The sequence below is a fragment of the Acinetobacter sp. ANC 4204 genome (assembly GCF_002135205.1).
Taxonomy (GTDB): domain Bacteria; phylum Pseudomonadota; class Gammaproteobacteria; order Pseudomonadales; family Moraxellaceae; genus Acinetobacter.
On record NZ_NEFZ01000002.1, the window covers coordinates 391,631 to 405,792 of the forward strand.

The following is a 14,162-nucleotide window of genomic DNA, read 5'->3' on the forward strand; positions in this document are numbered from 1 at the left end:
TTGAAGTTATGGATGGATCAACCAAGGCCCTACTTCTAGTTTGTTATTTAATCAAACAGAATAGTGGATATCGAGTATCAAACTGTAAAACCTGAAATCAAACGATAGAAGAAATTCCATCATATTCATTGGCTCTCGATCACAATCTATTTGATTTATTTTACGTTCTCATCTAGCTAGGAAATTCATCATGAAATTTATTTGCCTTGATATCCCACAACCGAATGCAACCATTGAACAATATCAACCTCATATGCGTAATGAAGCACTGCACGGTTGGGAACTCTACAAAAGTGGTGTCATTCGAGATATTTACTTCCGTCAGGATCGTCCGGGTGTTGTCATCATCGCTGAAGCGGATTCTGTAGACGCCGCAAAAAAAGCCTTAAACGAATTCCCATTAGCAAAAGCAGGACTCATTGGCTGGGATGTCATTCCACTTGGTCCATTTACAAATTGGGAAATGCTATTTGCAGCTCAAAACACCTAATTTTAAAAGAAATGATTGATATCGTTTTTATCAAAGGAATCACAAATGAGTAAGCAAGCTTCAGAAATTAAACCTGTTTTATTTGTTGTTACAAGTACTGCCGTCAAAGGTGCAACTGGTTTAGCAACAGGTTATAACTTGGGTGAAGTTGTTCACCCACTTGAAAAATTACAGGATGCGGGTATTCAGGTAGATTTTGCATCTATTCAAGGTGGTGATGCGCCAATGGATGGATTACAAGATTTAAATGATGCTGTCATCGCACACTATTGGACAGATACTGATTTTCGCTATGCCATTGCCCATACTGCCCGTTTGGCAGATGTCGATACCTCGCTTTATTCCGCAATTTTCTTCGCAGGCGGTCACGGCACCATGTGGGATTTTCCTGAAAATACTGCTGTACAACAAGCCATCCGTGATATTGATGAAGCAGGTGGTATCGTTTCTGCAGTGTGTCATGGTCCAGCAGCTTTAGTAAACGCGCGTCGTTCCGATGGTAGTTTACTCATCGAAGCTAAGCGCGTCGCAGCATTTACTGATGCAGAAGAGGAAGAAGTTCAATCAACACATGTTGTGCCATTTTTACTTGCATCTACCCTCAATGCACGTGGCGCAGAGCACATAGACACACCAAATTGGTCAAATAACGTCATTGTGGATGGTCGCTTGATTACAGGTCAAAATCCCCAATCCGCAGCTAGTTTAGGTGAAGCATTACGAGATGCTTTATTGGCTTAAACCCTTCTAGGTATGAAATGCAATAAAAGATGAAAGTCATTTTATTCAAGAATATGTAAATTACTCGGATATTACTTTAGCAATATGTATGTCTGTAAATAGTGAGTTTACTGATTTAGTTGTTTGAAAATTGTCGTAAAACATTGAAAGGTCATCATCATGAATACATCAAATATTGAAAATAAAGTTGTTGTTATTACAGGCGCATCTAGCGGTTTGGGTGAAGCCACTGCGAGACTATTGGCAAACAATGGTGCAAAACTGGTATTGGGCGCACGTCGTATTGATCGGTTACGTGCATTAGCCGCTGATTTAGGTCTGAATGAAAATGCTGTTGTTACAACCGATGTCACGCAGGTAGAACAAGTCAAGGCATTGGTGGATCATGCTGTAAAACTTCATGGTCGTGTCGATGTTCTGATTAACAATGCTGGTCTTATGCCGAGTTCCCTTTTAGAAAAACAGCAAATTGAAGATTGGGGTCAAATGATTGATGTGAATATTAAAGGTGTTTTGTATGGTATCGCTGCAGCATTACCTCACATGTCGGCTCAGAAAAGTGGACACATCATTAATGTAGCCTCAGTCGCTGGACATAAAGTTAGTGCAGGTGGCGTAGTCTATTCTGCGACTAAGCATGCTGTACGTGTCATTTCAGAAGGTTTGCGACAGGAAGTTAAACCGCACAATATTCGTACGACGATCATATCACCTGGTGCTGTAGATACTGAATTAACACAGTCTGTGACTGACCCAGATATGGCAAATGGTATGAAAGCATTTTATGAACACAATGCGATTTCTGCTGATGCATTCGCACGCACAGTACTCTTCGCGATTAATCAGCCTGAAGATGTTGATATTAATGAAATATTGTTCCGTCCAACACGACAAGAGTATTGATCTAACATTCTTGGCTGTGTAAATTTTTATCAAAAATTCAGCTTAACTTATTGTTATTATAGTATTTAATCAACCAAGAAGCACAATGCAATCTGATGGAGATAATCATGGTTAAAAGCTTCCATATGCAACGATGCTTCTTGACTGTTGATCATTTTTGTTCAAGCCAAATGAAAAAGATATTGTTTTACTTTATTTGGCTTTTTTGTGTATTGAGTCTAACGATTATTTTTATGACTAGCATTTGTTTTGCTGAATCAATTTCCCAACCGCTCAGAGAAAAGAGCATGTCAAAAGGACAATCATCAAATTCAATTTTATTCAATAATCAGGAAATTATTCCATATATAAGATTGGCCATTTTGAATGTTCAACCTTCACAAATCGAGAATTTTAAAAGTATTGCCATGAACAATGTGCAAAGTACACTCAATCAAGAAGACGATGTAATGGGGTTTTATTCATTTATTCAAAAAGAAGATCCTAAGCAAATTTTTGTGTTTGAAATCTACAAAGATGAAGCGGCCTATCAAGCCCATTTATTGAGCCCACACTACAAACAATTTGTGATGAATGTTAGCTCAATGATAGAAAATAGGGTCTTATATGAAACTGTACCTGTAAAATTAGCAAGGAAACCGACTTCATTGCCAGCTCATTTTTATATACGCATCGCTGAGCTGAATCTAAAACCCAAAGACTTAAATGCTTATAAAATGGCTGTGATAGAAGAAATCGAGGCGTCTATTGAAAAAGAGCCAGGTGTGTTTGCTATTTATTCAGTTGCGCTCAAAGATGATCCAAATCAACTTCACTTTTTAGAGTTTTATGCCGATGAGCAGGCATATCAACAACATCGTGAGTCACCACACTTCCAAAAATATCTAACGCTTACAAAACCGATGATTAAATCGCTAAAATCATTTGAAGTGGAATCTATAGCATTGGGTGAAAAGACAATTCACTCATCTGCTATTGAGACCACAAAATAAGTTGAATGCCCTGTATGTTTCGCTCTGTGTTTTTCAAAGTATTATGGATAATACTCTCAAATCAATTATACATATTCATGCATAGTATTATCGTTTTTATACCCTTGTTGTCCTCATAATTTCCTTCTACTCTTTCTCCAACCCAGAACTATTCAAGAGTGCATAAAACAGATTATGCACAGTATGGAATAGTTTTTATCTAATTGAGAGAGATAAGAAGATGTCTAATTCTAATGTCGAACGTAACAAAGCTGCATTTCGTTTATTGATCGAAGATGCCATGCCGAATGGTCGTTTTGATGTGATCCGCGAGCTCGTATCAAAAACAGCTGTCACTGAACGTGCGGGTTTTGCCAACCTGTATAACACACTAGGTGATGCTATCCCTGAACGAGGAAACTTCCTTGAATGGCTTGAAAATGGTTGGAAACCACTTTCTGAAGCACTTGGTGGGCAAAAAGTAACGATGCACGAAGTTGTCGGTGACGGTAATACCGTGATGATGAAATGGTATTACGAAGTTCAACATAAAGGCACTTTCGTTGGTGCTCCTGCAACACATCAAACCATTTCATGGGAAGAAGTGGGTGTTGCACATTTTAATAATGATGGAAAAATCGAAAGGATGTGGTTTATGTGTGAAGAGCTCAAACTTGCAACTCAAATTGGATATACGCTGAAGTTGAAATAAACCTAATGCGTTTTTAGTAAAGTCATTCCCTGTATCGTTTTACGGCAGGGAATTTTTCAACTGTAAAATTTAATGAAAAGAGCAAATATGAACGAGACCATTGAACTCCTACTGACGCATAAAAGCGATCGTAGCTACCTCGATAAAGACATTTCTGAAACCGTGCTCGATCATGTAATCAATGCAGCTTGGCGTGCACCCACATCCGTTCATTCGCAACAGGTCTCTGTGATTGTAACCCGTGATAAAGCAACCAAAGCAAAAATTGCTGAACTGTCTGGTGGTCAGCCTTGGATTGCTCGTGCACCAGTTTTTCTGACTTTCGTATTGGATTTATATAAAACCCGTAAAGGACTGGAAGCCATCGGTGATCATCAACTGGCGCATACCAGTATTGAAGGTATCATTGCAGGTAGTCAAGACGTGGGGATTGCTTTGGCATCGTCAATGCTAGCCGCACGTGCTCAAGGTTTAGGGGTAGTCCCAATTGGAGGGATCAGAAAAAATCCGCAACAAATCATTGAGCTATTAGAACTTCCAGAAATGACCTTTCCCATCAATGGACTAACACTCGGTTATGTAGATACACCAGCCTATCTCAAGCCACGTATGCCTATTGATTCATTCCGCCATGAAGAAAAATATCATCGTGATAATCTAATGTTCAATATTGACAGTCATAATCAAGCACTCATTGCACACTGGGAAACGATTGGTCGTAATGATGGTGACATTTGGAGTAAAACTGTAGCGGATTATTATAATCGGATCTACTATCCAGACATTCTACCGAGTCTGTTAAAACAGCAGTTTCAACTCAACAAATAATTTAACTGTTATTTGGTTTCAGTGCTTTCTGCTAAGCAAACCGTAAAATCTATTAAAAAGCGGGCGCTTTTTTATGCCTGCTCAAAGCGCCTACTCTATTGATGATGAGCATAACCACATACGGTAAGTGGTCTTAACTCACAACACAGATGAATCTTTACACTTCTCTTGTACCTAACAATGGCAATTGAGTCAGCATCTTTTTCAGATTAATCGCATCCCAAGGCAAATGTTCTGCTATTCCAAGTCCGACAATATCCGCACAAGCATCGGCTTCGTTAATCACCCAAAGTACATCCTCCATATTTAATTTGCCTTTCGCGACACCATCCCATGAAGGAGCATCTTCATCTGTACGAGCAAACATCACTGCACGAAATTTATGGTAGTCCAGTACATCCATATCAAAGTGAATAGCAAGATGCGTGATATTCTCTCGCTTAATCCACGCTTGAATCGGTGATGCTTTGGCTTGAACTTCTTCTGGGGAGCTTGTTTGTATCTGATGTGAAGCCAAGAATTCAACTTCATATTCATTCGCACTATGTATCCCAGCAATAAATACTTTTGATGGTGGCACAGGTCGGCTGACACGACTGGTCAGTTCTGGATCACCATTACCCATGAGTGCACCGAGAACATGAGCATGAGCATTTTCATACTGCGCAGGTGTCATGACGTCAGGATGTGTATCAATCCACAAAATTCCAAACCCTTCACCCCAACGTTCACTCAGCCAAGCAAATGGCTCAAAGTCCACTAAGCAGTCACCACCAAGTACGGTCATACGATCAGGGGCATGTTCATGGATAATTTTTGCGGCTTTATCCAGTTCTTCCATGAGCTTATGACGACCACGAATACCATTTTCAATTTCAAAGACTTGTTCTGTGTTTGCGACTGGAACAGTCACAATTGGCTCATCTGCTTTCGGGGCAAGCCAAGCCAGCATTTCTGCACCTAGTTTATAGGCAGGCTGATTTCCACCCAGCCATAAAGGAAAAATGAGTCTTAAATTGCTGTGTTGTTTCATCATTATGACTCCTTAGCCTCGTTGAGCATTCATTTCATATCTCATCTGTTTGAGCATTTTATTTCACCTTTAGAAGGCTGCTGTGTGCTTACAGGATAACGACTTGATTAGGAAGAAAAAGAGCATAATAATGTTCACTCTATCCATGTACATGGATAATGATATTTAGTCTTGTACAATCAGGTGGTTATATGAATCAAATACTGGCTATGCGTGTCTTTATTCGAGTAGTTGAGACAACATCATTTGGTCGTGCAGCAGATCAGCTAGAGCTTCCACGATCCACAGTCAGCAAACTGATTACTGATCTAGAGAAACATCTAGGCGTCAAATTGATGCATAGAACCACGCGTATGGTCACCACCACTTCGGAAGGATGGGAATATTACCGACGAGCTGTAAAACTCGTGGCAGATATTGATGAAGCCGATCTATCTGTTCAAAACAAAAAAAAGAAGCCTCAAGGACATCTCCGCATCGATGTTCAGGTTTCTTTTGCTCATAATTTATTGATCCCTGCATTACCAGAATTTCATCAGGAATATCCCGATATCACGCTAGCACTAGGCATCAGAGATAGAACTATTAATATTGTTGGTGAAGGTGTGGACTGTGCAATTCGGGCAGGAACAGCATTAGATCAATCCTTAGTTGCACGTAAAATTACAGATTTGGAATATGTGACCTGTGCTTCTCCTGCCTATCTAAAAACGATGGGAATACCACTAGATCCGCAGGAAGTTGCCGATAAACATAAAAAAATTGTTTACTACTCCACGGGTACTGGAAAAATCCAACCGCTTATTTTTATGCAAAAAGATCAACTGATAGAAATATCAGACAATCAATTTTCGTCCAATGACAGTGATGGCGTGATTCATCTCATGTTGGCGGGACTCGGTATTGCCCAACACCTCAGAGTTTTTGTCCAAGCTCATCTTGATGCTGGCAGATTAGTGCCTGTTTTGACTGAGTGGCATCAACCTGCACTGCCGTACTATGTCGTTTATAGACAAAATACACATCAAAATACAAGATTAAAGGTTTTTGTTGATTGGCTCATTGCTAAGTTTGGTCAAAGATAAATTCATCTTATAAATTGATGAATGATATGAGTTGAAGCGCCCTTAGAAGGTGTAACAAACCTAAACTTAATACCCTTTCCAGCAACGATCAAAGCTTTTAAGTTCATAGAACACATATAGAAATGATCTCTCATGGGTACTTGTACTTGCTTTCTATAAACATTGCACTGAATACAGTGCTGTCGTCATTTACTCGCCTAATGATCAAACATTTAAAGCCAAGGCTTCAGCAGTATTTTGCTGCTCAACCAAAGTTTGAATTGTAAAATGTTGGTCTTTTTTCTGCTCACATGTGAATTCACATTTTTGCTCTAACTGGGATGTACAACCACTTAATAATGGGCAACTTGCAAATAACTCAGCGACCCAATCAACAAATACTCTCACCTTCGGTGATAAATGTCGGTTCTGTAGATACACGACAGATATAGGCAAAGGCTCAGGTAGATATTCAGTTAATACCTGCTTAAGTGCACCTGACTCTAAGTGTTGTGCAACCATGAAATATGGACACTGAATTAATCCAAAACCTTGAAGGGCTAAATCAATATATGAATCCCCATCATTTACAGATACTCGTCCAATTACACTCGAACTCTGCACTTCACCATCTACCACAAAACTCCAATCAATATTGCGTCCAGTACGACTATTAAAATAATGAACAGCTTGGTGTTTTTGTAAATCATCAATGGTTTTAGGCGCGCCATGTTCTGCCAAATAACTTGGCGCCGCAACCGTAACCAACTGGAGCGTACCAATACGGCGAGCAACTAAACTAGAATCTTTGAGTTGACCAATACGAATCACACAATCTACTGCATCTTGCACTAAATCTACAGGGCGGTCATGCATACCAACCACCAAATCTATATCTGGGTATTTGGTATGAAAATCGCACAACATTGGTATGAGAATGATACGCCCTATTGAAGCTTTAACATCAATCCGCAAGCGTCCCCGTGGACCACGCTCAGCATCATGAAAGTTCGATTCAACCTCTTCTACATCAGCTAAAATTTGCACACTGCGTTCATAGTAGACAGCACCATCGGGGGTCAAATTTAGTTTACGAGTCGTTCTATTTAACAAGCGAATTTGTAAATGCTTTTCTAATGCCTGAATTGTTGTCGTTACTGAAGCACGGGGTAATCCTAAACTATCAGCCGCCAAACTAAAGCTGTTGGTTTCGACAACTTTATTAAAAACTTTCATAGCATGAAAAAGATCCACAGATCACTCCTACGACCATATAACTTTGAAATCTAGCATTCGATTATTATGAATTTTCGAATAGTGTTATCAAATTTAATATATTTATTCGTAATTGACAAACATTTATGCTCCGACCATCTCATAAAACCAGTTCCACTCCCTATAGATTAAAACCAAAAATCTAGAGAACAGGTGTCTAAATAAACAGGAGCTATTCATGTCAATTTCCCGCAAACAGTTCTCTCTGTCTGCCATCATTGTCGCTATTGTGGTTGCAGGTGGCAGTTTTATGTTTTTACATGAAAATGCCGATGCTAAAAATATGCCAAGTAGCAATCAACAAGCCGCTACAACTGTCGATGTTGCCAGTGTTGTTAATAAAACCATTACTGATTGGCAGGAATATTCAGGTCGATTAGAAGCCATTGATCAAGTCGATATTCGCCCTCAAGTATCGGGTAAATTAATCAGGGTGCATTTTAAAGATGGTAGCCTTGTCAAAAAAGGCGCGCTTCTTTTTACGATTGATCCTCGTCCTTTTGAAGCAGAACTTAATCGCGCCAAAGCACAACTTGCTGCTGCAGAAGCACAAGTGACCTATACTTCAAGCAATCTATCTCGTAATCAACGTTTGATCGGGAGTAATGCGGTTGCACACCAAGAGCTTGAACAAGCTGAAAATGAAGCACGTACTGCCAGTGCAAATGTCCAAGCAGCAAGAGCTGCAGTTGAATCGGCACGTTTAAATCTTGAATATACGCGTATTACTGCACCAGTAAGCGGTCGTATTTCACGTGCCGAAGTGACCGCTGGAAATGTTGTATCCGCAGGTAACGGAGCACAAGTTTTAACAAGTCTTGTTTCTGTATCTCGTCTATATGCATCTTTTGATGTAGATGAACAAACCTATCTGAAATATATCAGTGCTCAAAACAATGCTACGCAAATTCCTGTGTATATGGGACTCGCCAATGAAGAAGGCTTTTCGCATGAAGGCGTCATTAGTTCATTTGACAATAATTTAAATACGACCTCAGGTACGATTCGCGTCCGCGCCACTTTTAACAACCCGAATGGCACACTCCTTCCAGGCTTATATTCACGTATTCGTCTTGGTGGAGGTCAACCTCGTTCAGCAATTCTCATTAGCCCAACAGCCATTGGTGTTGATCAAGATAAGCGTTTTGTCATCGTTGTGAATGCAAACAATCAAACCAGTTACCGAGAAGTGAAACTTGGCGCAGTACAAGACGGTCTGCAAATCATTAACAGTGGTTTACAAGTGGGTGACCGTGTTGTCGTGAATGGTTTACAGCGGATTCGCCCAGGTGACCCTGTGACACCGCATCGTGTGGCAATGCCGAACAGTCAAGTTTCAACCGCTCTACAACCTCAGCCAACTGACAATACTCCCCATTCGGCAAAAGGTTAATTATATGAATATCTCTAAATTTTTCATTGATCGCCCCATCTTTGCAGGCGTACTGTCCGTGCTCATCGTGTTGGCAGGTATATTGTCCGTTTTTAAACTGCCTATTTCTGAATATCCTGAAGTCGTGCCACCCTCTGTGGTCGTTCGTGCTCAATACCCAGGGGCTAACCCAAAAGTCATTGCCGAAACTGTTGCTTCACCACTTGAAGAATCAATCAATGGTGTAGAAGATATGTTATATATGCAGTCTCAAGCCAATAGTGACGGTAATCTAACGGTCACAGTGAACTTTAAACTTGGGGTTGATCCAGATAAAGCACAACAATTGGTACAAAACCGAGTCTCACAAGCTTTACCGCGTTTACCTGAAGACGTACAACGTTTAGGGGTGACAACACTTAAAAGTTCTTCGAACTTGACAATGGTCGTGCATTTAACATCACCAGATAGTCGTTATGACATGACTTACTTACGTAACTATGCGGTGCTCAATGTCAAAGACCGTTTAGCACGTTTGCAAGGTGTCGGTGAAGTTGGTTTATTTGGCTCAGGTGATTATTCTATGCGGATTTGGCTAGATCCGCAGAAAATCTCCGCAAGAAACCTAACAGCCAGTGAAATTGTCAGCGCAATCCGTGAGCAGAATATTCAAGTAGCTGCAGGAACAATTGGTGCATCTCCAAGTAATGCACCTATACAACTTTCAGTCAATGCTCAAGGTCGTTTAAGTACCGAACAAGAATTTTCCGATATTATTCTAAAAACAGATTCAGATGGTGCAGTCACTCGCTTAGGAGATGTTGCTCGTGTAGAACTTGCTGCATCGGAATATGGTTTACGCTCGTTATTGGACAATAAACAAGCTGTTGCCATTCCGATCTTCCAAGCTCCGGGTGCAAATGCTTTGCAAGTGTCTGAGCAAGTGCGTGACACCATGCAGGAACTATCAAAAGATTTTCCGTCTTCAATTCAATATGAAATTGTTTACGATCCGACGCAGTTTGTTCGTGCCAGTATTGAAGCCGTAGTCCATACCTTACTTGAAGCAATTGCACTGGTCGTTGTGGTGGTGATTTTATTCCTACAAACATGGCGTGCATCTATTATTCCTTTACTCGCGGTGCCTGTATCTATTATTGGTACATTTGCATTGATGCTTGCATTTGGCTATTCCATCAATGCGCTATCCCTATTTGGAATGGTCCTTGCTATCGGTATTGTGGTCGATGATGCGATTGTCGTCGTGGAAAATGTCGAGCGGAATATTGAAGCAGGATTAAACCCGAGGGATGCAACTTATCGTGCCATGCGTGAAGTCAGTGGGCCTATTATTGCCATTGCTCTAACGCTATGTGCCGTATTTGTACCGCTTGCATTTATGACAGGTTTAACAGGGCAGTTTTATAAACAATTTGCCATGACCATCGCGATTTCAACGGTGATCTCTGCATTTAATTCACTAACCCTCTCGCCTGCTTTGGCCGCGATTTTACTCAAAGGTCATGATGCCAAACCCGATGCGTTGACGCGTGGTATGAATCGGATATTTGGACGATTTTTCAAAGCATTTAACCGTGTATTCTCACGTGCATCTGATCGTTATAGCCAAGGTGTGAGTCGTGTAATTTCGCACAAAACTTCGGCTATGGGCGTCTATGCAGTATTGCTTGGTTTAACCATTGGTATTTCTTATATTGTGCCCGGTGGATTCATTCCAGCTCAGGACAAACAGTATCTGATTAGCTTTGCACAATTACCCAATGGTGCTTCTTTAGATCGTACAGAAGACGTTATTCGTAAAATGAGTGATGCAGCACTAAAACAACCAGGGGTCGAAAGTGCGATTGCCTTCCCCGGTTTATCTATTAATGGCTTTACCAACAGTTCAAGTGCGGGCATTGTTTTTGTAACCCTGAAACCGTTTGATGAACGCAAAAGTAATGCGCTTTCATCCAGTGCTATTGCAAGTGCGCTCAACCAAAAATATGCAGCCATTCAAGAAGCCTATATTGCAGTTTTCCCTCCTCCGCCAGTTATGGGTTTAGGAACTGTTGGTGGTTTCAAAATGCAGCTTGAAGACCGTGGTGCGTTGGGTTATTCCGCTTTAAATGATGCAACACAGAACTTTATAAAGGCAGCACAGGCAGCACCAGAACTTGGTCCAATGTTTTCAAGCTATCAAATTAACGTCCCTCAACTCAATGTCGATTTGGACCGTGTAAAAACCAAGCAACAAGGTGTGGCTGTTACAGATGTGTTTAGCACGATGCAAATTTACTTGGGCTCACAATATGTCAATGACTTTAACCGTTTTGGCCGTGTTTATCAGGTACGAGCGCAAGCTGATGCACCCTATCGAGCTAATCCTGAAGATATTTTGCAACTGAAAACCCGCAATAGCGCTGGGCAGATGGTGCCATTGTCGTCATTGGTCAATGTGACACAAACCTATGGTCCCGAAATGGCCGTGCGTTATAACGGATATAGTGCAGCCGATATTAATGGTAGCCCTGCACTGGGCTATTCATCGAGTCAAGCTGAGGCTGCTGCGGAACGGATTGCTGCACAAACCTTACCGCGTGGCATCAAATTTGAATGGACCGATTTAACCTATCAAAAAATTCTGGCAGGAAATGCTGGTCTGTGGGTATTCCCAATTAGCGTCTTATTGGTCTTTCTCGTATTAGCGGCACAATATGAAAGTTTGACCCTCCCTTTAGCCGTAATTTTAATTGTACCGATGGGGATTTTAGCTGCACTCACAGGGGTATGGTTGACCAATGGTGATAATAATATTTTCACTCAAATTGGTTTAATGGTACTGGTTGGGCTGGCCTGTAAGAATGCAATTTTAATTGTTGAGTTTGCTCGTGAGCTTGAAATGCAAGGGATGACTGCCTTTAAAGCGGCCGTTGAAGCCAGCCGTCTACGTTTACGTCCAATTTTAATGACTTCATTCGCTTTCATTATGGGAGTTGTACCTTTAGTTCTTTCTACAGGTGCAGGTTCAGAAATGCGTCATGCGATGGGCGTTGCCGTTTTCTCTGGCATGTTGGGTGTAACTTTCTTCGGTTTATTCCTTACACCTGCTTTCTATGTGCTCATTCGAACCTTGAATCGAGGACATAAACTGCATTCAGCTAGCCCACACGAAGCTCCTATCAATCCACATCACTAAAATGGACGGTATGATCATGCCTAAAAAACAGATCTGGTTATTGTCCTCGCTTATGGGAAGCCTGCTACTTGCAGGCTGCTCATTGGCACCACAATATGAACCAGCAAACGTAGCGACTCCACTTAAATTTAAAGAAGCAACATCCCTTCTAGAAGATGAAAACTGGAAAGTTGCCCAACCCAACGATATACAATCTAGAGGCGAATGGTGGCATGTTTTCAATAATGCTGAGTTGAATGAGCTAGAACAGCAAGCCATTGTAGGTAATCAAAACCTAAAATCTGTTGCTGCCAATATTCAAGCATCTCGTGCTTTAAAGTCAGCAGCACAAGCCGAACGTATGCCAAGTATTGGCGTGGGTTTCGGCCCTACACGACAAAGGCTTTCTCCTGCTTCTCAAGGATTAGATGCAAATGCGCAGACTTCAACACAAACTTTGTGGCGCGCACAAACAAATGTAGCGTATGAGCTAGACTTATTTGGTCGTATCGCCAGTAGTGTGAATGCAGCAACTGCCGATGTACAACAACAAGAAATTTTATATCAATCTGCACTTTTGGCATTACAAGCCGATGTTGCACAAAGTTATTTTCAAATTAGGCAGTTAGACACAGAACAGGTCATTTATGAGCGAATAATTAAGCTGCTGACTGAATCACATCATTTAATGCAAGCTCGCTTTAAAAATGGAGCAGTCAGTGAACTTGATGTATTTCGTGCACAAACTGAATTGTCGACAGCGCAAACCAATTTACTCAGTATTGAACGTAGCCGAGCCAATGCTGAACATGCTCTTGCGGTGTTATTGGGTAAACCACCAGCTAATTTCGCTCTGCCTAAACAAGTGCTAACTGAAACGAGTATTCGTATTCCTGCGGGTTTACCTTCAAGCCTACTTGAAAGGCGCCCTGATATTGCGGCTGCTGAACGTGCAATGGCTGCCGATAATGCACAAATAGGGATTGCCCGTGCGGCATTTTTCCCACGGCTGAGTCTTACGGGGGCTTTAGGTTATGAGTCATCAACACTCGGTGAGTTAACACAATGGTCTAGCCGAACATTCTTGTTGGGTCCTGTCGCTGGTACAATTTTGTCTTTACCTTTATTTGACGGTGGACAGCGTAAAGCTGGTGTTACACAAGCAAGAGCGATTTATGAAGAAAGTATCGCCAATTATCGACAAACCGTGTTGAACGCATTTCGTGAGGTTGAAAATGGGTTGTCTGATCAACGCATTCTAGAGCAACAAATAAATGCACAAGCTCAAGCACTATCATCTTCTCAGCATGCAAACAAACTTTCACACTTGCGCTATCGTGAAGGGGTTGTCAGTTATCTTGATGTGATTGATTCTGATCGCAATATACTTCAACAAGAGCAACTCGCTGCACAGCTTCACGGCAGTCGTATGATAGCCAGTGTGGACTTAATTCGTGCTTTAGGTGGTGGATGGACGATGAATCAGACACAAGCTTTCACTCAATAAAAGATCAAGTTATTGAGTATGGATTGGCTACATGTCAATTCATACTCAATCCATTCAACTTAAAGCTAAGTCTTAACTTGCAGTTCTA

At 41.2% G+C, this 14,162-nt stretch carries 12 protein-coding genes; 10 read left to right on the plus strand and 2 right to left on the minus strand.

The annotated features are described in order from the left end of the window. The first annotated feature begins 190 nt into the window (after positions 1–190). The 6 genes from B9T36_RS05735 (at position 191) to B9T36_RS05760 (ending at position 4,645) form a co-directional block, all read left to right on the plus strand. Complete coding sequence (locus tag B9T36_RS05735) at positions 191–490, plus strand: superoxide dismutase (RefSeq protein WP_086208564.1); 300 nt, start codon at positions 191–193, stop codon at positions 488–490. A 45-nt stretch (positions 491–535) separates the two neighbouring features. Further along, complete coding sequence (locus B9T36_RS05740; RefSeq protein ID WP_086208565.1) at positions 536–1,231, plus strand: type 1 glutamine amidotransferase domain-containing protein; 696 nt, start codon at positions 536–538, stop codon at positions 1,229–1,231. Positions 1,232–1,390: 159 nt separating this feature from the next. Further along, positions 1,391–2,134 carry an SDR family oxidoreductase gene (locus tag B9T36_RS05745; protein WP_086208566.1) on the plus strand — a complete coding sequence of 248 codons (744 nt, stop codon included), beginning with the start codon at positions 1,391–1,393 and terminating at the stop codon, positions 2,132–2,134. Positions 2,135–2,421: 287 nt separating this feature from the next. After that, positions 2,422–3,126 carry a putative quinol monooxygenase gene (locus tag B9T36_RS05750; protein ID WP_171264416.1) on the plus strand — a complete coding sequence of 235 codons (705 nt, stop codon included), beginning with the start codon at positions 2,422–2,424 and terminating at the stop codon, positions 3,124–3,126. Positions 3,127–3,346: 220 nt separating this feature from the next. Next, the gene (locus B9T36_RS05755; RefSeq protein ID WP_086208568.1) at positions 3,347–3,817 is read left to right on the plus strand and encodes an ester cyclase; all 471 of its coding nucleotides are present in this window, start codon (positions 3,347–3,349) and stop codon (positions 3,815–3,817) included. A gap of 87 nt (positions 3,818–3,904) precedes the next feature. After that, the gene (locus B9T36_RS05760) at positions 3,905–4,645 is read left to right on the plus strand and encodes an NADPH-dependent oxidoreductase (RefSeq protein WP_086208569.1); all 741 of its coding nucleotides are present in this window, start codon (positions 3,905–3,907) and stop codon (positions 4,643–4,645) included. Positions 4,646–4,802: 157 nt separating this feature from the next. Here B9T36_RS05760 and B9T36_RS05765 read toward each other — a convergent pair whose 3' ends face one another. Further along, positions 4,803–5,681: an arginase family protein gene (locus B9T36_RS05765; RefSeq protein WP_086208570.1), complete on the minus strand. Its 879-nt coding sequence runs from the start codon at positions 5,679–5,681 to the stop codon at positions 4,803–4,805. 188 nt (positions 5,682–5,869) lie between these two features. Between B9T36_RS05765 and B9T36_RS05770 the strand changes: the two genes are divergently transcribed. Then, positions 5,870–6,763, plus strand: coding sequence for a LysR family transcriptional regulator (locus B9T36_RS05770; protein ID WP_086208890.1), 894 nt, complete (start codon positions 5,870–5,872; stop codon positions 6,761–6,763). A gap of 204 nt (positions 6,764–6,967) precedes the next feature. Here the strand turns inward: B9T36_RS05770 and B9T36_RS05775 are convergent, their stop codons facing one another. Continuing rightward, complete coding sequence (locus tag B9T36_RS05775) at positions 6,968–7,996, minus strand: LysR family transcriptional regulator (RefSeq protein ID WP_086208571.1); 1,029 nt, start codon at positions 7,994–7,996, stop codon at positions 6,968–6,970. 199 nt (positions 7,997–8,195) lie between these two features. Here B9T36_RS05775 and B9T36_RS05780 point away from each other — a divergent pair, with 199 nt between their 5' ends. From B9T36_RS05780 to B9T36_RS05790, 3 genes are read left to right on the plus strand one after another with little or no spacing between them, the layout of a single operon-like run. Further along, positions 8,196–9,410, plus strand: coding sequence for an efflux RND transporter periplasmic adaptor subunit (locus tag B9T36_RS05780; protein WP_086208572.1), 1,215 nt, complete (start codon positions 8,196–8,198; stop codon positions 9,408–9,410). Between the two features lie 4 nt (positions 9,411–9,414). After that, the gene (locus B9T36_RS05785) at positions 9,415–12,588 is read left to right on the plus strand and encodes an efflux RND transporter permease subunit (RefSeq protein ID WP_086208573.1); all 3,174 of its coding nucleotides are present in this window, start codon (positions 9,415–9,417) and stop codon (positions 12,586–12,588) included. Positions 12,589–12,604: 16 nt separating this feature from the next. After that, a complete protein-coding gene (locus B9T36_RS05790; RefSeq protein ID WP_416202553.1) occupies positions 12,605–14,074 on the plus strand; it encodes an efflux transporter outer membrane subunit in 1,470 nt (489 codons plus the stop codon). Positions 14,075–14,162: the final 88 nt, after the last annotated feature.